This window comes from Streptomyces sp. MS19, from assembly GCF_047200595.1.
Classification (GTDB): Bacteria; Actinomycetota; Actinomycetes; order Streptomycetales; family Streptomycetaceae; genus Streptomyces.
This window is the reverse complement of the sequence record NZ_JBJZOH010000047.1, coordinates 1-22,771: the sequence shown is the minus strand read 5'-3', so window position 1 is coordinate 22,771 and position 22,771 is coordinate 1. Positions and strand designations below refer to the sequence as shown.

The following is a 22,771-nucleotide window of genomic DNA, read 5'->3' as shown; positions in this document are numbered from 1 at the left end:
GACCGGTCCGCCGCCCGGTCTTGTACGTTCTTGCACCGCCCCGGTACGCCGCCGCCTCAGGCCGTCCGGTCCGCGCCGCGCCGTTCCCGCTGGTACGCGCCCGGCGCGACCCCGACCGCGCGGACGAAGTGCCGGTGCAGGTGCGACTGGTCGGTGAACCCGACGCGCGCCGCCGCGTCGGCGGGCCGGACACCGGTGTCGAGCAGCGCCCTGGCCCGCCTGACCCGCGCGTCGGTGAGCCAGGCGTGCGGCGGCAGGCCGTACCGCTCGCGGAAGGCGCGGAGCAGCCCGAACGGGCGGGCGCCGAGGCTGTCCGCGAGCCCGGCCAGCGAGGGCGGGTCGGTGAGCCGGGCCTCCAGCAGGTCGCGGGCGCGCTCGGCCACCCGCGCGCCGGGCCCCGGCACCGTACGCCGGGGCAGCGCGCCGCCCGCCCGCAGCAGCAGCCGGGCCACGACCGCGCGGGTCAGGCTGTCGGCCGCCAGCGCGTTCCCCTCGTCCGCCGCCCGGAGCACCCCCGCGACCAGCCGCACCGCCCCCGGGTCGTCCAGCACGGCCGTCGTGAACCCCGTCCTGCCGTGCACGCCCCACAGGTCGGCGCCGATCCCGGCGACCAGGTCGGCCGCCGGGTAGAGGACGCTGTACCGCCACCCCTCCGGCACCGCCGCGTGCCCGGTGTGCGGCGTGTCCGGGTTGACGAGGGCGAGCGCGCCGGCCCCGGCGCGCTCCAGGCTGCCGTCGCAGTGGAACGCCTCGGCCCCGGAGGTGATGGCGGCGATGACGAACGTCTCGTGCGTGTGCCGGGAGAAGTTGTGCCGCACGTAGGCCGCCCGCAGCAGGTCGACGTCGGGCAGTCCCGCGAAGCGCCAGTGGCGGGCCTGTTCGGCGGAGGTCATGGCTCCCATTGTGCGATCATCGCGCGGGCCACGGTCCGGGCGCGGTCTCCCGCGCGACCGGCGGTGCGGCCGTGACGCCGCCGGTGATGTCAGTGGGTGGGTGCACGATGGGCACATGCACACCACGGCGACCCCGGACCCGGAATCGGCGCTGTCGGGCTTCTCCGCCCCGACCAGGGCCTGGTTCACGCGTGCCTTCCGCGCGCCCACGGCCGCCCAGGAGGGCGCCTGGCGGGCCATCGCCGAGGAGTCCGACGCCCTCGTCGTCGCGCCCACCGGGTCGGGCAAGACACTGGCCGCCTTCCTGGCCTCGCTCGACCGGCTCGCCACCGTCCCGCCGCCCGCCGAGCCGTACAAGCGCTGCCGCGTCCTGTACATCTCGCCCCTCAAGGCGCTGGCCGTCGACGTGGAGCGGAACCTCCGCAGCCCGCTGACCGGCATCCGCCAGGAGGCCGTCCGGCTCGGGCTGCCCGAGCCGGACATCCGCGTCGGCACCAGGACGGGCGACACCCCGGCGACCGACCGCCGCGCCCTCGTCAGGAGGCCGCCGGACATCCTGATCACCACGCCCGAGTCCCTGTTCCTCATGCTGACCTCGGCCGCCAGGGAGGCCCTCGCGGGCGTGGAGACGGTGGTGCTCGACGAGGTGCACGCCGTCGCGGGCACCAAGCGGGGCGCCCACCTCGCGCTGTCGCTGGAACGGCTCGACCTCCTGCTGCCCCGCCCCGCCCGGCGCATCGGGCTGTCCGCCACCGTGCGCCCCGTGGACGAGGTGGCCAGGTTCCTGTCGCCGCGCCGCAAGGCCAGGATCGTCCAGCCGCCCTCGGGCAAGGTCTTCGACCTGTCCGTCGTCGTGCCCGTCCCCGACATGGGCGAGCTGGGCGGCTCGCCGGTGCCGGACGCGCCGGGCTCGGGCGAGCAGCCGTCGATCTGGCCCTCGGTCGAGGAACGCGTCGTGGACCTCGTGCAGGCCCATCGCTCGACCATCGTCTTCGCCAACTCACGCCGCCTCGCCGAACGGCTGTGCAACCGGATGAACGAGATCGCCGTCCAGCGCGCCACCGGCGAACCCCTGCCCGAGGAGCACTCCCCCGCCGAGCTGATGGGCGGGTCCGGCGCGGCCAGGGGCGCGCCGCCCGTCCTGGCGCGGGCGCACCACGGGTCCGTGTCCAAGGAGCAGCGCGCCCTCATCGAGGAGGACCTGAAGGCGGGCCGCCTGCCCGCCGTCGTCGCCACGTCCAGCCTGGAGCTGGGCATCGACATGGGCGCCGTCGACCTCGTCGTGCAGGTCGAGTCCCCGCCGTCGGTGGCCTCCGGGCTCCAGCGGGTGGGCCGCGCGGGACACCAGGTCGGCGCCGTCTCGTCCGGCGTGGTCTTCCCCAAGTACCGGGGCGACCTCGTGCAGTCGGCGGTGGTCACCGAGCGGATGCGCGACGGGGAGATCGAACGGCTGCGCGTCCCCGCCAATCCGCTGGACGTGCTGGCCCAGCAGATCGTCGCGATGACGGCGATGGACAGCTGGGACGTGGACGAGCTGCTGACCGTCGTGCGCGGCGCCGCCCCCTTCGCCGCGCTCCCTGAGTCGGCCTTCCACGCCGTTCTCGACATGCTCGCCGGGCGCTACCCGTCCGACGCCTTCGCCGAACTGCGGCCCCGCCTCGTGTGGGACCGCGTGGCGCACACCGTCACCGGCAGGCCGGGCGCGCAGCGGCTGGCCGTCACCTCGGGCGGCACCATCCCGGACCGCGGCCTGTTCGGGGTGTTCCTCGCGGGCGCGGACCCGCGCCGCGGTGGCGGCCGGGTGGGCGAGCTGGACGAGGAGATGGTCTACGAGTCCCGGGTCGGCGACGTCTTCACGCTGGGCACGACGTCCTGGCGCATCGAGGACATCACGCGCGACCGCGTGCTCGTCTCGCCCGCCCCCGGCGTGCCGGGACGGCTGCCCTTCTGGAAGGGCGACCAGCTCGGGCGCCCGCTGGAACTCGGCCGTGCCCTCGGCGCGTTCGTCCGCGAGGTCGGCGCCCTCCCCGCGGAGGCCGCGCGCGAACGGCTCGGCATGGCAGGCCTGGACACCTGGGCGGTGGACAACGTCCTCGCCTACCTCGACGAGCAGCGCCGGGCGTGCGGGCACCTGCCCGACGACCGTACCGTCGTCGTCGAGCGCTTCCGCGACGAACTGGGCGACTGGCGCGTCGTGATCCACTCCCCGTTCGGCGCGCAGGTGCACGCCCCCTGGGCCCTCGCCCTCGGCGCCAGGATCACCGAGCGCTTCGGCTTCGACGCCCAGGTGGCCCACGCGGACGACGGGATCGTCCTGCGGCTCCCCGACATGGACGTGCTCGCCCTCGACGCGGACACCCCCGACGCCGTCCCCGGACCGCGCGACGCCGCGTACGACGACGCCCAGGCGCCGGTGGGCACCGCCGACGTGCTCTTCGACCGGGGCGACGTCGAGCAGATCGTCACCGAACAGGTCGGCGGCTCGGCCCTGTTCGCCGCCCGTTTCCGCGAGTGCGCGGCGCGCGCCCTGCTGCTGCCGCGCCGCAGCCCCGGCAAGCGCAGCCCGCTGTGGCAGCAGCGCCAGCGCGCGGCCCAGCTGCTGTCGGTCGCCGGCGAGTTCGGCTCGTTCCCCATCGTGCTGGAGGCCGTCCGCGAATGCCTCCAGGACGTCTTCGACGTCCCCGGCCTCGTCCAGCTGATGGGCGACGTCGAGGCCCGCCGGGTCCGGGTGGTGGAGGTGACGACCCAGGAGCCGTCACCGTTCGCCCGCTCCCTGCTCTTCGGCTACGTCGCGCAGTACCTGTACGAGGGCGACTCGCCGCTGGCCGAACGGCGCGCCGCCGCCCTGTCCCTCGACTCCCGGCTGCTGGCCGAACTGCTCGGCCAGGCCGAACTGCGCGAACTGCTCGACCCGCAGGTCCTCGCCGAGCTGGAGCGCGAGCTGGCCTGGCTGACGGACGAGCGGCGCGTCCGGGACGCCGAGGGCGTCGCCGACCTCCTGCGCGTCCTCGGCCCGCTGACCGACGACGAACTGGCCGAGCGCGGCGCCGACACCGTCTGGGCCGGCGAACTGGCCGCCGCGCGGCGCGCGATCCGCGTGCGGATCGCCGGCGCCGAGCACTGGGCGGCCATCGAGGACGCGGGACGGCTGCGCGACGCCCTGGGGACCGCGCTCCCCGTCGGGGTGCCCGAGGCGTTCACCGAACCGGTGCAGGACCCGCTCGGCGACCTCCTCGCCCGGTACGCCCGCACGCACGGGCCCTTCACCTCGGCGTCGGCCGCCGAGCGGTTCGGCCTGGGGACGGCGGTCGTGGACGGCGCGCTGCGGCGGCTGGGCGCGGACGGCCGCCTGGTGCAGGGCGAGTTCCGCCCGGACGGCACCGGCCACGAGTGGTGCGACCCGGCCGTCCTGCGCAGGCTGAAGCGGCGTTCGCTGGCCGCGCTGCGGCAGGAGGTGGAGCCGGTACCGCCCGCCGCCCTGGCCGCGTTCCTGCCCCAGTGGCAGAACGTCACGGCCCCCGGCGGCCGCGGCGGACTGCGCGGCATCGACGGACTCCTGCGCGCCGTCGAGCAGTTGCAGGGCGCCCCGGTGCCCGCGTCCGCGCTCGAACGGCTCGTGCTGCCCGCACGCGTCTCCGGCTACGCCCCGGCCATGCTGGACGAACTGACCGCCTCGGGCGAGGTCGTGTGGGCGGGCGCGGGCGCGCTGCCGGGCAAGGACGGCTGGATCGCCCTCCATCCGGCCGACAGCGCCCCCCTGTTGCTCCCGCAGCCGCACCCGCTGGAGCTGACGCCCCTGCACACGGCGGTCCTCGACGCGCTCTCCGGCGGCTACGGGCTGTTCTTCCGCCAGATCGCCGAACGCGTCGGCTCCCCCGGCGAGCCCGTGTCCGACACGGCGCTCGCCGACGCCGTCTGGGACCTCGCCTGGTCGGGGCGGCTGACGAACGACACCCTCGGCCCCCTGCGCGCCCTCCTCGGCTCGGGCCGCACGGCGGGCGCCACGGCGCACCGGGCACGCCGCGCCACCCCGCGCGGGCGGTACGGCTCGTTCGCCGTCGGCACCGGCGGCGCCCGGCGCCCCACGGCGGGGCGTACGGGCCCGCCCACGGTCGGCGGACGCTGGTCCCTGCTGCCCGAGCGCGAGCCGGAGACGACCCTGCGCGCGCACGCCCTGGCCCGTACGCTCCTCGACCGGCACGGGGTGGTCACCCGGGGCACGGTGGCGGCGGAGGGCGTGCAGGGCGGCTTCTCGGCGGCCTACCGGGTCCTCACCGCCTTCGAGGACAGCGGCCAGGCGAGGCGCGGCTACGTCGTGGAGGGGCTCGGAGCGGCCCAGTTCGCGATGGACGGGGCCGTGGACCGGCTGCGCGCCGTCGGCACGGCCACGGAGCGCGCACGCCCGGACACCGCGGCGCAGGCCGTCCTGCTGGCCGCCGCCGATCCGGCGAACGCGTACGGGGCGGCGCTGCCGTGGCCCGAGGCGCCGCAGGGCGCGGGGCACAAGCCAGGACGCAAGGCGGGCGCGCTGGTCGTGCTGGTCGCGGGGGAGCTGGTGCTCTACGTGGAGCGCGGCGGCAGGACGCTGCTCGCGTGGGCGCAGGGCGACGGCCAGGGGGCGCACGAGGAGATCTGGCGCACGGCGGCCGGGGAACTCGTCCGGGCAGCCTCAGCGGGCGCTCTGGGCACGCTCACGGTGGAGCGGGTCAATGGCTCTCCGGTCCTCGGCGACCCGTTCTGGGTCCGGCTGCTGGAGGCCGCGGGATTCCACGCCACGCCACGCGGGCTCCGCCTCCGGGGCTGACGCGCCGGGGGGCCGGGCCGCGGGGGCGCGCGCCTCTCGGCGGCGCGGGCGGGGGGGTCGGAACGGGCGGGGGTCAGGCGGCGACGACGTCCACGGCCTCGGCCGGGGCCTTGATCGTGACGTGGTCGTCGGCGCGGTGGGTGACGGAGGACACACGCGGCACGCGGACCGGATTGAGCATCGGACGCTCCCCGAGCCCCCGGCCGGCGGCGCCGAGCGACGGCACCGCGTCACTCGCGGCCGACTGGGCCAGTTCGGCGAGAGCCAGTTCGTCGCTCACCTCGCGCAGCAGCTCCGACATCCGCATGTCGAGCGCGTCGCAGATGGCGGCGAGCAGCTCCGATGACGCTTCCTTCTGCCCCCGTTCCACCTCGGAGAGGTAGCCGAGGGAGACCCGGGCCGAAGAGGACACTTCGCGCAGCGTGCGGCCCTGACGTTGGCGCTGCCGACGCAGCACGTCACCCAGCAGGCGACGGAGCAGGATCATCGGTGGCTCCCTCCTCGGACCGTTGGCCTCGCTTGCTTCATGCCCCACCGTACCGCCTCGGACTCCCCCCGCGCGGGGAGCGATGTCTTGTTCACTCAGGGCTGCAAACATCCATCTCCTCCGTCCTGTTCCGTATCCTGCCCCTCCTCCGCACCACGGTCCGCCCGGCCGACCGGGAGGACCAGCTCGTTGCGCAGCAGGGTGAGGACCGCTCGTACGCTGCCGGTCCTGATGGCGGCGCGGTCGCCGTGCAGGCTGAGTCGCTGAGCCACGACTTTCCCGGTTGCCGGGCCCGAAACCGCGACGTACACCGTTCCGGCCGGTTTTCCGTCCTGCTCGCCGGGCCCGGCGACGCCCGTCGTGGCCAGTCCCCAGTCGGCGCGCAGCAGGGCGCGCACGCCCGCCGCGAGCTGCCTGGCGACCTCCGCGTCGACCGCCCCGCGCTCGGCGAGCAGGCCGCCGTCCACACCGAGCACGGTCCGCTTGACCTCGGTCGCGTACGCCGTCACGGAGCCGCGGAACGCCCGCGAGGCGCCCGGCACGTCCGTGAGGGTCGCGGCGACCAGCCCGCCGGTCAGGGATTCGGCTACGGCGACGGTCTGCCCGCGTTCCGCGAGCAGCTGGAGCACCTGCCGGGCCGTGAGCGAGCCGCGACTCTCCGTGTCACCGGCCGCGTTACCGCGCATGGCCACCGGCCTCCGCCCGCTCCTTCGCGAGCCCCGCGCGGCGCAGCACGAGCGCCTGCCGCACGTAGTCGAGACCGGTCGCGACCGTCAACACCACGGCCGCCGCCATCACCCACCAGCGCAGTGACGCCAGCGGCCCGGTGAGTGACAGGATGTACATGCCGACGGCGATACCCTGCGTGAGGGTCTTCAGCTTGCCGCCGCGGCCCGCCGCCATCACGCCCCACCTGATGACCCAGAAACGCATCGCGGTGATGCCCAGTTCCCGCACGAGGATGACCGCCGTCACCCACCACGGGACGGCGGACAGCAGCGACAGGCAGATGAGGGCGGCGCCCATGATCGCCTTGTCGGCGATGGGGTCGGCGATCTTGCCGAAGTCGGTGACGAGGTTGCGGCGCCTGGCCAGCTCGCCGTCGAAGAGGTCCGTGATCATGGCGACGGTGAACGCCGCCCAGGCCAGCGAGCGCCAGGCCGGGTCGTGCCCGCCGTCGGCGAACATCAGCAGCACGAAGACGGGGACGAGCAGCAGCCTGACCATGGTCAGGACGTTGGCGATGTTCCACAGCCCCGGAGCCGCGGCGGCCGTCCGCGCGTCCGCCGCCCGGCCGCGTCCGGCGGCGGAGGCCGGGATTCCCGTCATCTGGCGGCCCCGTCGGGGCCGGGCCGCAGCATGGCGACCAGATCCACGCCCCGCGTGGCGACGATCTCGGTGGCCACGAAGTGCCCGACGACGGGTTTGGCCGCGTCCGCCGGTCCGACGAGCATGATGTGGCCGTCCGTCTCCGGCGCCTGGTGCGCCCCGCGGCCGACGGCGACGACCTCGCCGGCCAGCCCGTCCGCGCCGGTCCACGGCTCCTCGCCCTCGACGTCGTCCCCGTCCAGGGACTCCACGAGGACCCGCGCGGGCTCGCCGATCCGCTCCTCGGCACGCTGGGCGATCAGCCCGTCCGCGAGCTGCGTGACGCGCGCCAGCCGCTCGGCGACCACCTCGGGCGCGTGCTTGCCCTCGTACCCGGCGGCCTCGGTGCCCTCCTCGTCGGAGTACCCGAAGACGCCGATCGCGTCGAGGCGCGCGGCGGTCAGGAAGCGTTCCAGCTCGGCGACGTCGGCCTCGGTCTCGCCCGGGAAGCCCACGATGAAGTTGGACCTGACCCCGGCCAGCGGCGCCTTGCCCCTGATGGCCGCCAGCAGGTCGAGGAACCGGTCGGTGTCGCCGAAGCGGCGCATCGCGCGCAGCACGGACGGTGCCGAGTGCTGGAAGGAGAGGTCGAAGTAGGGCGCGACCTTCTCGGTGCCGGTGAGCACGTCGATCAGCCCCGGGCGCATCTCGGCGGGCTGGAGGTAGCTGACGCGGATGCGCTCCAGGCCGTCGACCGCGGCGAGTTCGGTCAGCAGCGTCTCCAACAGCCGCAGATCGCCGAGGTCCTTGCCGTAGGACGTGTTGTTCTCGGAGACGAGCATGATCTCGCGGACGCCCTGCTCCGCCAGCCAGCGGGCCTCGCCGAGCACGTCGGAGGGGCGGCGCGAGATGAACGAGCCGCGGAACGACGGGATCGCGCAGAAGCTGCACCGCCGGTCACAGCCGGAGGCCAGTTTCACGGACGCGACGGGGCTGTCGTCCAGCCTGCGGCGCAGCGGCGCGCGCGGCCCCGACGCCGGGGCGATCCCGGCGGGCAGGTCGGTTATGGCGTCGGCCGGGACGGGCGCGGCGCCGTGGCCCGGCAGCGCGACGTCGGTGCCCTGCCGGTCGGCGGGGCTGATCGGCAGGAGCTTGCGGCGGTCGCGCGGGACGTGCGAGGTGTGGACGCCGCCCGCGAGGATGGTGCGCAGCCGCTCGGAGATGTCCGCGTAGTCGTCGAAGCCCAGGACGGCGTCCGCCTCTGGCAGCGCCTCCGCCAGCTCCTTGCCGTAGCGCTCCGCCATGCAGCCGACGGCGACGACGGCGCGCGTGCGTCCGCCGCCCGCCGCGCCCGACTTCAGCTCCCCGGCCTCCAGGAGCGCGTCGACGGAGTCCTTCTTGGCGGCCTCGACGAAGCCGCACGTGTTGACCACGGCGACCTCGGCGTCCGCCGCGTCGTCCACGAGGTCCCAGCCGTCCGCGGCGAGACGCCCCGCCAGCTCTTCTGAATCCACCTCATTACGGGCGCAACCAAGAGTGACCAGGGCGACGGTGCGGCGTTCGGACATGCGCTCAGCCTACTTCGTCCCCGGCCGCGCGCCTCCCCCGCCCGGCGACGGTCACCCCTCCTCGGGGTCGCCCGGCGTGTAGGTCAGGCGCTGCACCTGGCCGGACTCGAAATCACTGTCGATCTCTTTGCCGTTGACGTGGAGCTGGACGGCCCCGGCGTTGCCGAGCACGAGGTCGAGCCGGTCGTCGTCGGTGAAGGTCTGGGAGTCGCCGTCCCGCAGGACGTCCTCGAAGACGACGCGGCCCGTGCTGTCCTTGACGGAGATCCAGCTGTTGCCGCCGTCCATGGTGAGCCTGACGGTCACCTTGTCGGCGGGTGCCGCCGCCACGGCGCTCTCGGACGGCTCGGGCTCGTCCTCCTGCGGCCGGGTGGGCGGCGCGGCGGACGGGTCGCCTGCCTCGGGCTCGCCGCCGGCGACGCCGCCGGGGCGGCCTGGCACCGGGGAGTTCTCGGCCGTGGCGCCGGGGCTGGTCTCGCCGCCGCCGCTGAAGAAGGTGAAGCCCACGAAACCGACGACCGCGACGATCGCCGCGACCATGGCGGCCGTCCAGTTGGGCCGCCGCGGCTCGGGCCGGATGCGCTCCGCGTCGAACAGAGGTCCGGACGAGAGCAGCACGGGCTCGGGGTCCCGCTGCTCGTCGTACAGCTCGACCAGCTCCGCGGGGTCGAGACCGACCGCGCGGGCGAGACTGCGGATGTGGCCCCGGGCGTAGACGTCCCCGCCGCAGCGACTGAAATCGTCCTCTTCGATCGCCTGCACGATCGGAATACGGACCCGTGTGGACGCACTGACGTCATCCACGGTCAGCCGGGCTTCGATACGCGCCTGCTGAAGGAGCCGGCCGACGGAACGCCGGTCCTCGGCTGCGGAGTTGCCTTGGGACACGGGGGCGCCTTTCGAGCGGGAGGCCGCGTGCTGTGCATATAAGTCTAGGGGCGGAGCGGAAGGATCGGGCAACCGGGCCGACTGCATTTGTCCGCCAACCGGATGGCCGTACCGCACCGCTCCCCGGCCGCCACCCCGCCCGTACGGCGCACGCCGCCGCACCGCGACCGCGGTACGGCCGGGACCGGCCGAACGGGGGAACGGCCCAGGGTCTGTCCGGCCCTAGGGTCTGTCCGGCGGATCTTGTCGCGGCTCACGGCGTCGGATGCGGTGCATCGCAAGGCGCCGGATCGCAGCTCATACCTGGCCGTATTCGCGCGATTCGGCAACGCAGCGAGGTGCCGTAGCCGGCGTCGTGAGACAGGCAAGATCCGCCGGACAGACCCTAGCCCTCCGTCTGCCCCCGGATCAGCGCGAGCACGCCATCCAGCTCGTCCGGTTTCACGAGGACGTCCCTGGCCTTCGACCCCTCACTCGGGCCCACCACGCCGCGCGACTCCATGAGGTCCATCAGCCGCCCCGCCTTGGCGAACCCGACCCGCAGCTTGCGCTGGAGCATCGACGTCGAGCCGAACTGGGTGGACACCACCAGCTCCGCCGCCTGGCACAGCAGGTCGAGGTCGTCGCCGATCTCCTCGTCGATCTCCTTCTTCGCGCCGGACGAGACCGTCACGTCGTCGCGGAAGACCGGCGCCGTCTGCTCCTTGCAGTGCCCGACGACGGCCGCGACCTCCGCCTCCGTGACATAGGCGCCCTGCATGCGGACCGGCTTGTTCGCGCCCATCGGCAGGAACAGCCCGTCGCCCTTGCCGATCAGCTTCTCGGCGCCCGCCTGGTCGAGGATCACGCGGCTGTCCGCCAGCGACGAGGTGGCGAAGGCGAGGCGGGAGGGCACGTTCGCCTTGATCAGGCCGGTCACGACGTCCACGCTCGGCCGCTGCGTGGCCAGCACCAGGTGGATGCCGGCGGCGCGGGCCAGCTGGGTGATGCGGACGATGGCGTCCTCCACGTCACGCGGCGCGACCATCATCAGGTCCGCCAGCTCGTCCACGATCACCAGCAGGTACGGGTACGGCGCCAGCTCACGCCCGCTGCCGTCCGGCGGGCTGACCTTGCCCGCGCGCACGGCGGCGTTGAAGTCGTCGATGTGCCGGAAGCCGTACGCCGCCAGGTCGTCGTACCTGAGGTCCATCTCGCGCACGACCCACTGGAGCGCCTCGGCGGCCCGCTTCGGGTTGGTGATGATCGGGGTGATCAGGTGCGGGATGCCCTCGTACGCGGTCAGCTCGACGCGCTTGGGATCGACGAGGACCAGCTTCACGTCGTCCGGCGAGGACCGCACCATGACCGACGTGATGAGGCAGTTGATGCAGGACGACTTGCCGGAGCCGGTGGCGCCCGCGACCAGCAGGTGCGGCATCCTCGCCAGGTCGGCCGTCACGTAGCCGCCCTCGACGTCCTTGCCGAGGCCGACGAGCAGCGGATCGGTCTCGCCGGCGGCGTCCGCGGAGCGCAGCACGTCCCCCAGGTTGACCATCTCGCGGTCGCTGTTCGGGATCTCGATGCCGACCGCCGACTTGCCGGGGATCGGGCTGATGATGCGCACGTCGGGGCTGGCGACGGCGTAGGCGATGTTCTTCGTCAGCGCCGTGATCTTCTCGACCTTCACGGCCGGGCCCAGCTCGACCTCGTAGCGCGTGACGGTCGGGCCGCGCGTGAAGCCGGTGACCCGGGCGTCCACCTTGAACTGCGTGAAGACCGTGGTCAGCGAGTCCACCACCGCGTCGTTCGCCGCGCTGCGCGTGCGCCCGGGGCCGCCGCGGGTCAGCAGGTCGAGGGACGGGAGGGCGTACGTGACGTCCCCGGCGAGCTGGAGCTGCTCGGCGCGCGGGGGGAGCGAGGCCACCGGCTCGGGAGGGCTCTTGGTCAGGTCGGGCACCGCGCCTGACGGGGACGACGCCGCGGCGGGCCTGCCGGCGCGGCCCGTGCTGTCGGCGCCGTCGGCGTCTTCCGAGCCGTCCGGAACGTCGCCGGTGTCCGCGTCGCGGCCCCTCCGCCCGCCGCGCCCGGTGGAGACGCGGCTGCTGATCTCGGCGACGAGCGGCGACGGCTGCACGCCGTGCAGCAGCGCGCCGTCCAGCGACGCCGCCGCCGCGGCCGCCACGTCCACCGGGTCCACGGTGCCACGCTCCCCGCGCCGCGGCCTGGCCACGGCGGTCTCGCCGCCGTCCACGCCGGGCGCGCGCCGGGGCCGCCCGCCGCGGCGGGGCGCGGGACGGTCGCGGTAGGGCTCCTCGTCGCCGTACGCGTCCGGCTCGTCCCGGTCCCCGTACGGGTCCTGCTCGCCCGGCGCCGCCTCGATGCCCACGCCGAACCCGGGCCCCGGCCCGTCCGGCGCGTGCTCCTCCAGCAGCCCGAGGCGCACCGCGCACTCCCGCAGGCGACGCGGGATCGCGTTGACCGGGGTCGCCGTGACGACGAGCAGCCCGAAGACGGTCACCAGCACGAGCAGCGCCATCGCCAGCGGCTCCCCGACCGCCAGGATCAGCGGCCGCGACGCCGCCCAGCCGAGGTGGCCGCCGGTGTCCCGCAGGGCCTGCGCGCCCTCGCTGCGCCCCGGGGCGCCGGTGAAGATGTGCACGAGCCCGAGTACGCCGACGAGGAGCGCCGTCAGCCCGATGACGATCCGTCCGTTCGCCTCCTGCTGCTCCGGATGCCGGATCAGCCGGACCGCGAGGAAGGCGAGGACGACCGGCAGGACGACGTCGAGGCGGCCGAGCGCGCCCGTCACGATGATGGTGACCAGTTCGCCGACCGGCCCGCTGAGGTTGGACCAGGTACCGGCCGCGACGACGAGGGCGAGCGCCAGCAGCAGCAGCGCCAGGCCGTCCTTGCGGTGCGCCGGGTCGAGCCCCTTCGCGCCGCGCAGCAGCGCGCCCACCGGGTGCGCGATCCCCAGCCACAGGCCGCGGACGACGCGTACGAGGAACGGGCGCTTCGGGGGCGGCGGCGGGGGCTTGCGGGGTGCCGCCTTCTTGGCCGGCGGCTTGCGTGCCGCCGCCTTCTTCGCGGGAGCCTTCTTCACGGGGGCGGCCCTGCCTGCCGCCCCCGCACCGCCGCGCCCGTTCTGGGGACCCTTGCCGGGCGTACGTGAGGCCATGGGGGTGAGGTTACCGGGGACTCACGTCCGAAACACGGAGCACACCCCCTGAGGGGACGTCAGCGCGAATCGACGGACTTCTGCTGTCCCGCGCCGGGTTGCAGGGCGTCAAGTGCCCTGCGCAGTCCGGCGAGCTTGCGCTCCAGGTGGGCCGCCGTGGAGACGGCGGCGCTGCCACCCGACTCGGACAGTTCCTTGGAGAGGACCTCGGCCTGCTCCTCCACCGCCGCGAGGCGGGCCGACAGCTCGGGCAGCAGGCCGCCCGCGCCGCGTTCGGCGTCCGGCTGGGCGTGCCCGCCCTCCAGTTCGCGGCGCAGCAGGGCGGCCTGCTCGCGCAACTGCACGTTCTTCATGTGCAGATCGACGAACACCGACACCTTGGCGCGCAGGACCCACGGGTCGAACGGCTTGGAGATGTAGTCCACCGCGCCCGCGGCGTAGCCCCGGAACGTGTGGTGGGGACCGTGGTTGATGGCGGTCAGGAAGATGATGGGGATGTCGCGCGTGCGCTCGCGCCGTTTGATGTGCGCCGCCGTCTCGAAGCCGTCCATGCCCGGCATCTGGACGTCCAGCAGGATGACCGCGAAGTCCTCCGTGAGCAGCGCCTTGAGCGCTTCCTCCCCTGACGATGCACGGACCAGTGTCTGATCGAGCGCCGAGAGGATCGCCTCCAGCGCCAGCAGATTCTCGGGCCGGTCATCGACCAGGAGGATCTTGGCCTTCTGCACCATGGCCCGTCCTCCTCGCCCCTGCGGCGCGGTCACGCGCCGCCGTTGTGGACGGCGCTGTCCCGCCGCCCGCTCCTGTGCCGGACATGGTGGCATCCTCCCCGGCACCGATGCCAGCGAGCCTGCTCGGCCATGCGCCGGTGTACGCCGTCCCCGGGGGTTCCCGCGCCCTCGCGGGAGACCGATGTCACTACGGCCCGGACCTCGACACCACCGGCGAACCACCCTGCCCACTCGCCCGAACGGAGAGGAACGCAAGGCGCCCGGTGATCAGCACATTGCGCTGCGTCACGATACCACGGGCACCCGAGCCCGGCGAACCACGCCGTCCGACCTGAACAACGCCCGGACGGCGCCCGTGGTTCCGCCTCCACGCACCCCGCCGCACGTCACGCCCGGCTGCGCATCCAGTGCCCCATCACCGTCAACAGGTGTGGTGTGTCGACCGGTTTGGTCACGTAGTCGGACGCGCCGGACTCGATCGTCTTCTCACGGTCGCCCTTCATCGCCTTCGCCGTCAGCGCGATGATCGGCAGCCCCGAGAACTGGGGCATGCGCCGGATCGCGGACGTCGTCGCGTAGCCGTCCATCTCCGGCATCATGATGTCCATCAGCACCAGGACGACGTCCTCGTTGGACTCCAGCACCTCGATGCCCTCGCGCCCGTTCTCCGCGTAGAGCACCCGCAGACCGTGCTGTTCGAGGACGCTGGTGAGCGCGAAGACGTTCCGCACGTCGTCGTCCACGATCAGTACCTTGCGGCCGCGGAACTCCCGGTACAGCTTGCGCAGTTCCTCGTCGTCGACGGACGACTCCCCGGCCCGTGCGCCCGGTTCCTCGCCGGGGCCCGGCTCGGAGAACCGCTCGCGGTGGCGGCGGGTGAGCGACTCCGCGGCGCGCTCGGCCGCGATGGACGCGCGGCGGCTGTTCTCCCGGTCGCGGTCGGGCGCCTCCTCGGGCGTACGGCCGCTCCCGTTCAGGCCGTGCTGCTCGCCCCGCCCCGCCGCGGACGGACCCGCCTCCAGCGCGAGGTCGGGACGCCGCGCCTCGATCGGCACCGCCCCGCCCGCCGCCATCTGCCCGTACCCGGGCGGCGGCAGCTCGGTCGGCTGGAGCGGCAGGTAGAGCGTGAACGTCGAGCCGCGGCCCGGCTCGCTCGCCGCGTGGATCTCCCCGCCGAGCAGCCGCGCGATCTCCCGGCTGATCGACAGCCCGAGCCCGGTGCCGCCGTACTTGCGGCTGGTCGTGCCGTCCGCCTGCTTGAACGCCTCGAAGATCACCCGCATCTTGCTCGCCGCGATCCCGATGCCCGTGTCGGACACGGCGAACGCGACCAGCGGCGCGTCCGGCGCGAGCCCCGCGCCGTTCTCGACCAGCTGGTCCCTGATCTCCGCGGGCACCTCGGCCGACACCGGCCTGATCACCAGCTCGACGGACCCGGTGTCCGTGAACTTGACCGCGTTCGACAGCAGGTTGCGCAACACCTGCAACAGCCGCTGCTCGTCGGTGTGCAGCGTCGCGGGCAGTTCGGGCGAGACGCGGACCGAGAACTCCAGGCTCTTCTCCGCGGTCAGCGGGCGGAACGACGCCTCGATGTAGTCCACCAGCTGCACCAGCGCGATGCGCGTCGGGCTGACGTCCATCTTCCCCGCCTCGACCTTCGACAGGTCGAGGATGTCGTTGATCAGCTGGAGCAGGTCGGAGCCCGCGCCGTGGATCGTCTCGGCGAACTCGACCTGCTTCGGCGACAGGTTGCCCTCCGCGTTGTCGGCGAGCAGCTTGGCGAGGATCAGCAGCGAGTTGAGCGGCGTCCGCAGCTCGTGCGACATGTTCGCGAGGAACTCGGACTTGTACCGCATCGAGACGGCGAGTTGCTCGGCACGCTCCTGGAGCCCGCGCCGCGCCTCCTCGATCTCGGAGTTCTTCACCTCGATCCGGCGGTTGGTCTGCGCCAGCAGGTCCGCCTTCTCACGCAGCTCCGAGTTGGACGACTCCAGCGCCACCTGCTGCTGCTCCAGCTCGGCCGTCTGCCTCTTGAGCTGGCTGGCCAGCTCCTGCGAACCGGCGAGCAGCAGCTCGGTACGGGTGTTCACGCTGATCGTGTTGACGGTGGTGGCGATCATCTCCGCCATCTGCTTCAGGAAGTCCTGCTCGATCTGCGTGAACGGCTTGAACGACGCCAGCTCCAGCACGCCGAGTACCTGGTCCTCGAACAGCACCGGCAGCACGACGCCGAACACCGGCGGCGCCTCCCCGAGGCCCGACGAGATCTTCAGGTACCCCTCCGGCGTCGGCCCGAAGAGGATCATCCGCTTCTCGTCGGCCGCCGTCCCCACCAGCGACTCACGCGGCCGGAACGAGATCGCCTGGTGCCCCGGCGCGAAGCCGTACGACCCGTACATCCGCAGCTCGTAGTCGGACCCGCCGCTGACGCCGACCACGTCGCCGTCCGTCTGCGCCGCGAGGAAGAACGCCCCGTGCTGCGCGGTGACGGCGGGAACCAGCTCGCTCATCACCATGCTGGCGACCTCCTTGAGCTCCCGCCTGCCCTGCAACAGGCCGGAGATCCGCGCCAGGTTGCTCTTGAGCCAGTCGGTCTCCTTGTTGGCGAGCGTCGTCTCCCGGAGGTTGATGATCATCTTGTTGACGCTCTCCTGGACGACCAGGATCTCGCCCGCCGCGTCGGTGTCGATGCGCACGTTGTGGTCGCCGCGGTCCACGAACTCGGCGACCCGCGCGATGCCGCGGACCTGACGCGTCAGGTTCGCCGCCATCTCGTTCATCGAGTCGGTGAGGTCCTTCCAGGTGCCGGCGACCCCGGGCACCCGCGCCTGGCCGCCCAGCTGCCCGTCGGTGCCCACCTCGCGGGCGACCTTCGTCACCTGGTCGGCGAAGAGCGACAGCTGGTCCACCATCGTGTTGAGGGTCTGCTTCAGCTCGAAGATCTCGCCCCGCGCGTCGATGTCCATCTTCTTGGTCAGGTCGCCCTGCGCGATGGCCGTGGTGACCATGCGGATGTTGCGGACCTGCCCGGTCAGGTTGGACGCCATGCGGTTCACGGACTCCGTGAGGTCCCGCCACGTGCCCGAGACGCCCGGGACCTTCGCCTGGCCGCCGAGCCGCCCCTCCGTGCCCACCTCGCGCGCCACCCGCGTCACCTCGGCGGCGAACGACGACAGCGTCGTCACCATCCGGTTGACGGTGTCGGCGAGCTGCGCGACCTCGCCGCTGGCCTCGACGGTGACCTGCTTGGACAGGTCGCCGTTGGCCACCGCCGTGGCGACCTCCGAGATGTTGCGCACCTGGGTCGTGAGGTTGCGCGCCATCAGGTTGACGTTGTCGGTGAGCGCCTTCCACGTCCCGGAGACGCCGCGCACCTGCGCCTGGCCGCCGAGCTGGCCCTCCGTACCGACCTCACGGGCCACTCTCGTGACCTGCTCGGCGAACGACGACAGCTGGTCGACCATCGTGTTCACGGTCGTCACCAGTACGAGGATCTCGCCGCGCGCGTCCACCGTGATCTTCTTCGTCAGGTCGCCCCTGGCGACCGCGGTGGTGACCTCGGCGATGTTCCGCACCTGGAGCGTCAGGTTGTTGGCCATGCTGTTGACCGACTGCGTGAGGTCCTTCCACGTGCCGGCCACGCCCTCGACCTGCGCCTGCCCGCCGAGCCGCCCGTCCGTGCCCACCTCGCGGGCCACGCGCGTGACCTGCTCCGCGAACGACGACAGCTGGTCCACCATCGTGTTCAGGGTGTCCTTCAGTTCGAGGATCTCGCCCTTGGCGTCCACGGTGATCCGCTGCGTGAGGTCACCGCGCGCGACCGCCATGGCGACCTGCGAGATGTTCCGGACCTGCCCCGTCAGGTTGCCCGCCATCCCGTTGACGGAGTCGGTGAGGTCGCGCCACGTACCGGCGACGCCGGACACCTGCGCCTGCCCGCCGAGGCGGCCCTCCGTACCCACCTCGCGCGCGACCCGCGTCACCTGCTCCGCGAACGACGACAGCTGGTCCACCATCGTGTTGACGGTGCTCTTGAGCTCCAGGATCTCGCCGCGCGCGTCCACGGCGATCTTCTGGGTGAGGTCGCCGTTCGCGACGGCGGTCGTGACCTGCGCGATGTTCCGCACCTGGTCGGTGAGGTTCGACGCCATCCGGTTCACCGAGTCCGTCAGCGCCTTCCAGGTGCCGCTTACGCCCTCCACCTGGGCCTGGCCGCCGAGGCGCCCCTCGATGCCCACCTCGGTCGCGACCCGCGTCACCTGCTCGGCGAACGAGGACAGCTGGTCGACCATCCGGTTGACCGTGCTCTTCAGCTCCAGCATCTCGCCGGAGACGTCCACCGTCACCTTCTGCGAAAGGTCACCGTTCGCCACCGCCGTCGTCACCTGCGCGATGTTCCGCACCTGGCCGGTGAGGTTGCGGAACGCGGTGTTCACCGAGTCGGTGAGGTCCTTCCACGCGCCCGCGACGCCCAGCACGGACGCCTGCCCGCCCAGCGCGCCCTCGTCGCCGATCTCCCGGGCCACGCGCGTGACCTCGGACTGGAACGAGGACAGCTGGTCGACCATCCGGTTGACCGTGCTCTTCAGCTCCAGCATCTCGCCGGAGACGTTGACGGTGACCTTCTGCGAGAGGTCACCGTTGGCGACCGCCGTCGTCACCTGCGCGATGTCGCGGACCTGCGCGGTCAGGTTCCGGAACGCCGTGTTGACGGAGTCCGTCAGTTCCTTCCACACCCCGGCCACGCCCTGGACGCGCGCCTGCCCGCCGAGCGCGCCCTCCGTACCGATCTCGGTGGCGGTCCTGGTCACCTCGTCGGCGAACGACTGGAGCGTCAGCGTCATGTCGTTGATCGTGTCCGCGAGCTGCGCGACCTCGCCGCGCGCGCTGACCGTGATCTTCTGCGACAGGTCGCCGTTCGCGACGGCGGTCGTCACCTGGGCGATCTCCCGCACCTGTTTGGTGAGATTGCCCGCCATCGTGTTGACGGAGTCGGTGAGGTCCTTCCACACACCCGCGACGTTCTTGACCTGCGCCTGCCCGCCGAGCACGCCCTCGGTGCCCACCTCGCGGGCCACCCGCGTCACCTCGGACTGGAAGGACGAGAGCTGGTCCACCATCGTGTTGACGGTGTCCTTCAGCTCCAGCATCTCGCCCGCGACATGCACGGTCACCTTCCGCGACAGGTCGCCCTCGTTCACCGCCTTCGTGACGGTCGAGATGTCCCTGACCTGCGCCGTCAGGCGGGCCGCCATGGTGTTGACCGAGTCCGTCAGGCCCTTCCACGAACCGGACATGCCGCGGACCTTCGCCTGGCCGCCGAGCTTGCCCTCCGTGCCGACCTCACGAGCGACGCGCGTCACCTCGTCGGTGAACTGCGAAAGATGGTCCACGAGCCCGTTGACCGTACGGCCCACGCGCAGGAACTCGCCCTTGAGCGGCCGGCCCGTCCCGTCCCGCGCCTCGACCCGCAGCTCCATCCGCTGCTCCAGGTCACCGTCCGCGACCGCCGTCAGCACGCGCCCCACCTCGGCGACCGGGCGCACCAGGTCGTCCACGAGGTCGTTGGCGTCGTCGACGGCCTTGCCCCAGGCGCCCTCGCAGACGCCGGTCTCCATCCGCTCGGTGAGCTTCCCCTCCCGGCCGACGAGCCGCCGTACGCCGGCGAGCTGGCCGGTCAGGTGCAGGCCGCGGTCGGCGACCTGGTTGTAGACGGCGGCGATCTCCGCCATCGGCCCCTCGCCGACGACCGTGAGGCGCTTGCGCATGTTGCCGTCCCGCATGGCCTCCAGGGCGGAGAGCAGCCGGTCGAGGGCGGCGGCGTCCACTTCGACGGTGCCGCCGACCCTCGGCCTTCTCGTTCGCGCACGCGTCCCGGCGCGCACATCCGCTCCCTCAGACACCACTGTGTCCCTCCCGCAGGATCGACCTTGCGCCCGGAGCTCGCACACCGGGCACTCCCAGTGTTTCACTCCCGACCGACCGGGCGATAACAGTTCGGCAGCATCGCTTACCACTGTCCGCCGGTCCGGGGGAATTCAGCGGATGCGCCGTTCGCCTCGCACGGCGACGTCAGTAACCTGGCATCCGGCACAACGAGCGACCTCTGGGGGAGTACGTGATCACCGCGCGAGCTGCGGCCACCTTCGAGCCGGTGGGCCGCTCGGTCGCGACCGCGCGCGGGTTCGTGCGGGACACCCTCCAGGGCTGGGGCCTGACCGATCTCACCGAGGACGCGGTCGTCCTCACGAGCGAACTCGTCACGAACGCCGTCGTCCACGCCGGTACGGCGGCCGACGTCCGCTGCCTGCGCGACAAGGACGGCGTCCGCATCGAGGTGGTGGACCGCCACCCGGAGCGCGAACTGCCCCTCGCCGAGGTCGGCCGCAACCGCCTCGACCTCAACAGCGAGGGCGGCCGCGGCCTCCTCCTGTGCGCCGCGCTCGCCTCGCACTGGGGCGTGGACTACACGTCCAGCGAGAAGCGCGTCTGGTTCCGCCTCGACCAGGCGGCCACCCCGGTGGGCACCCGCTCGGCCGGCCCGGTCGTCCCCGACGAGACGCTCCCCGTCACCGACGAGCGCGTCCGCGTCGCCGTCGTCCAGGTGGACCGCTCGGACACCGTCACGGCCTGGAACGACGACGCCCGCCTGCTCTTCGGCTACCACCCCGACCAGGTCGTCGGAAAGCCCCTCGGAGACCTCGCCGCCTGGCCGCAGACCCCCGGCACCGGCACCGGTATCGCCGAGGCGCTGTCCCTCTCCCGCTGGGAGGGCACGTACGGCCTGCGCGACGCCCAGGGCCGCACCGTCCCGGTGTACGCGTGCCACCTGCGCGTCCGCGACACCCACGGCGAACCGTCCACGGTCTGCCTGATCGTCCGCGACGACGAGCGCGCCGTCCTCCAGAGTCCCGTGCGCCTGCCGCTGCACTCCGGCGGCGAGGCGCTCGACCGCACCGGCGATCCGCTGGACGGCCTGGTGGGCGGCCCCCCGCCGGACGACCTCGACGGTCTCCTCCAGCGCACGGTGGAGCGCGCCCGCGACATGCTCGACGGCGACGCAGCGTTCCTCCTGCTGGCGACGGACGACGAGACGGAGCTGGAGGTCCGCGCCACGACCGGCCTTCCTTCCGCGCGGCAGCGCTTCGCCCGCGTCCCCGTCGAGACGGGCAACGGCAGGTATGGCTCGGCCCGCATGCCGGCCGTGCACGAGGACCTGGCGACCGCGCCGGGCGCCGTACCGCTCCTGTCGGGCACCGGGATGCACGCCGTCGTGATCGTCCCCCTGAAGGTCGAGGGGCGGCTGACGGGTTCACTCGGCGTCGCCTCGGAGACGCCGGGGCGCTACAGCAACGAGGAGGCGCTGCGCCTCCAGTTCGCGGCCGACCGCATCGCGCTGGCCGTCGAGTCTGCGCGCCTGACGGAGCTGGAACGGCTGCGGCGGGGCTCGCTGGCCTTCCTCGTGGAGGCGTCCGAGCTGCTCGCCGGGACACTCGACCGCAACCAGACCCTCGCGTTGATGGCCCAGATGACCGTCCCGACGCTGGCCACCTGGTGCGCCGTCTACACGATCTCCGACCTCGGCGACCCCGTGCTCTCCTATCTGCTGCACGAGGACGAGGACCGGATCGACGGCATCAAGGCTCTGCTGAAGCGGGTCGAGCCGCCGGACCCGGACATCAGCCTGGGCGTGCGGCGCTGGCACGCGCCGGCGGACGCGGCGCACAACACGGCGCTCCGCAGCTCGCTGCGGAGCCTGGCGCTCGGCCAGCCGCCCTCGGCCGCCCCGTCACCGGGCGCCAGTCTGTCCACGGCCTCGGCGGTGGGCGGCGAGACGGTGGTGCTGCCGCTGGTGGCGCGCAACCGCGTGATCGGCCTGCTGGCGCTCGGCAAGCCGACGGAGGAGCGGTTCCGCCAGGACATCATGGAGCTGGCCGAGGACCTGTCCCGCCGGGCCGCGCTCGCCCTGGACAACGCCCGCTTGTACAGCGAGCGGACGGCGATCAGCCAGTCGCTCCAGCGGAGCCTCCTGCCGCCGAAGGTGCCGGTGATCTCGGGAGTCGAGGTCGAGGTGATCTACCGCGCCGCGGGCGAGGGCAACGAGGTGGGCGGCGACTTCTACGATGTCTTCCCCATCCGCGAGGGCGCGTACGGCTTCGCGATCGGCGACGTGTGCGGCACTGGTCCCGAGGCGGCGGCCGTGACGGGTCTCGCCCGGCACGCGCTGCGTCTTCTCGCCCGCGAGGGCCTCGGCGGCCCGGCGGTGCTGGAGCGGCTGAACGCGGCGATCCTCGAAGAGGGCGACCGCGCGCGCTTCCTGACGCTGCTGTACGGCGAGCTGTGGCCCCAGGAGGACGGCGGGGCACTGCTCAAGATGGTGTGCGCGGGGCATCCGCTGCCGCTGCGGCTGACGCCGGACGGCACGGTGGAGCCGGCCGCCGGCGCGCAGCCGCTGCTGGGCGTGATCGAGGATCTGGAGCTGTTCGAGGAGACCGCGCGCCTCGACCCGGGGGACGTCCTGCTGTGCGTGACGGACGGCGTCACCGAACGGCGCGAGGGTACCCGCATGTTGGGCGACGACGGCCTCGCCGATGTCCTGTCGTCCTGTACCGGCATGACCGCCGGCGCGGTGGCGGCACGGGTGCTGCGCGCCGTGGAACGTTTCGCGAGCGACCCACCGTCCGATGACATGGCGATCCTGACGCTCCGGATGCCGGACGTCTGATCCCCCGTCGCCCGGAAGCCTGATGCCCCATGACTCCGTCAACTTCGGCGGAAGCATGGGGCATTGTGTTCGGCAGACAAAAAGAAAGGCCCTCACCGAAGTGAGAGCCTGGAATTACTTGTTGTGCCGAGAGCCCCAAAACGGAATCGAACCGTTGACCTTCTCCTTACCATGGAGACGCTCTGCCGACTGAGCTATTGGGGCGAT

The 22,771-nt window shown here is 73.1% G+C and carries 11 protein-coding genes and 1 tRNA gene; 2 read left to right on the top strand and 10 right to left on the bottom strand.

The annotated features are described in order from the left end of the window. Positions 1-56: 56 nt before the first annotated feature. Complete coding sequence (locus ACL02R_RS27090) at positions 57-893, bottom strand: AraC family ligand binding domain-containing protein (protein WP_412799588.1); 837 nt, start codon at positions 891-893, stop codon at positions 57-59. Between the two features lie 115 nt (positions 894-1,008). Between ACL02R_RS27090 and ACL02R_RS27085 the strand changes: the two genes are divergently transcribed. Then, positions 1,009-5,697, top strand: a complete 4,689-nt coding sequence (locus ACL02R_RS27085) for an ATP-dependent helicase (protein WP_412799587.1) — start codon at positions 1,009-1,011, stop codon at positions 5,695-5,697. A 73-nt stretch (positions 5,698-5,770) separates the two neighbouring features. On the opposite strand, the gene ACL02R_RS27080 is transcribed toward ACL02R_RS27085, so the two are convergent. The 8 genes from ACL02R_RS27080 to ACL02R_RS27045 all read right to left on the bottom strand — a co-directional run bounded on the left by ACL02R_RS27080 (position 5,771) and on the right by ACL02R_RS27045 (position 19,622). Further along, positions 5,771-6,184 (bottom strand): helix-turn-helix domain-containing protein, encoded by a 414-nt coding sequence (locus ACL02R_RS27080; protein WP_362968380.1) that lies wholly within the window; start codon positions 6,182-6,184, stop codon positions 5,771-5,773. 95 nt (positions 6,185-6,279) lie between these two features. Beyond that, entirely contained in the window at positions 6,280-6,870 is a 591-nt protein-coding gene (locus ACL02R_RS27075; protein ID WP_412799586.1) for a CinA family protein, read from the bottom strand. Further along, positions 6,860-7,513: a CDP-diacylglycerol--glycerol-3-phosphate 3-phosphatidyltransferase gene (pgsA, locus tag ACL02R_RS27070; protein ID WP_362968378.1), complete on the bottom strand. Its 654-nt coding sequence runs from the start codon at positions 7,511-7,513 to the stop codon at positions 6,860-6,862. The genes ACL02R_RS27075 and pgsA overlap by 11 nt, the downstream gene beginning before the upstream one ends. Beyond that, positions 7,510-9,060, bottom strand: coding sequence for a 30S ribosomal protein S12 methylthiotransferase RimO (gene rimO / locus ACL02R_RS27065; RefSeq protein WP_412799585.1), 1,551 nt, complete (start codon positions 9,058-9,060; stop codon positions 7,510-7,512). Before rimO ends, pgsA begins: the two co-directional genes overlap by 4 nt. Positions 9,061-9,111: 51 nt before the next feature. After that, positions 9,112-9,948: a helix-turn-helix domain-containing protein gene (locus ACL02R_RS27060; protein ID WP_412799584.1), complete on the bottom strand. Its 837-nt coding sequence runs from the start codon at positions 9,946-9,948 to the stop codon at positions 9,112-9,114. Positions 9,949-10,333: 385 nt separating this feature from the next. Continuing rightward, entirely contained in the window at positions 10,334-13,108 is a 2,775-nt protein-coding gene (locus tag ACL02R_RS27055) for a DNA translocase FtsK (RefSeq protein WP_412799583.1), read from the bottom strand. 59 nt (positions 13,109-13,167) lie between these two features. Then, complete coding sequence (locus ACL02R_RS27050) at positions 13,168-13,839, bottom strand: two-component system response regulator (protein ID WP_362968374.1); 672 nt, start codon at positions 13,837-13,839, stop codon at positions 13,168-13,170. Between the two features lie 386 nt (positions 13,840-14,225). Then, entirely contained in the window at positions 14,226-19,622 is a 5,397-nt protein-coding gene (locus ACL02R_RS27045; protein ID WP_412799596.1) for a HAMP domain-containing protein, read from the bottom strand. Positions 19,623-19,957: 335 nt separating this feature from the next. Here ACL02R_RS27045 and ACL02R_RS27040 point away from each other — a divergent pair, with 335 nt between their 5' ends. Then, a complete protein-coding gene (locus ACL02R_RS27040; protein ID WP_412799582.1) occupies positions 19,958-22,564 on the top strand; it encodes a SpoIIE family protein phosphatase in 2,607 nt (868 codons plus the stop codon). A 131-nt stretch (positions 22,565-22,695) separates the two neighbouring features. Here ACL02R_RS27040 and ACL02R_RS27035 read toward each other — a convergent pair. Beyond that, positions 22,696-22,768, bottom strand: a tRNA-Thr gene (locus tag ACL02R_RS27035). Between the last annotated feature and the right edge of the window lie 3 nt (positions 22,769-22,771).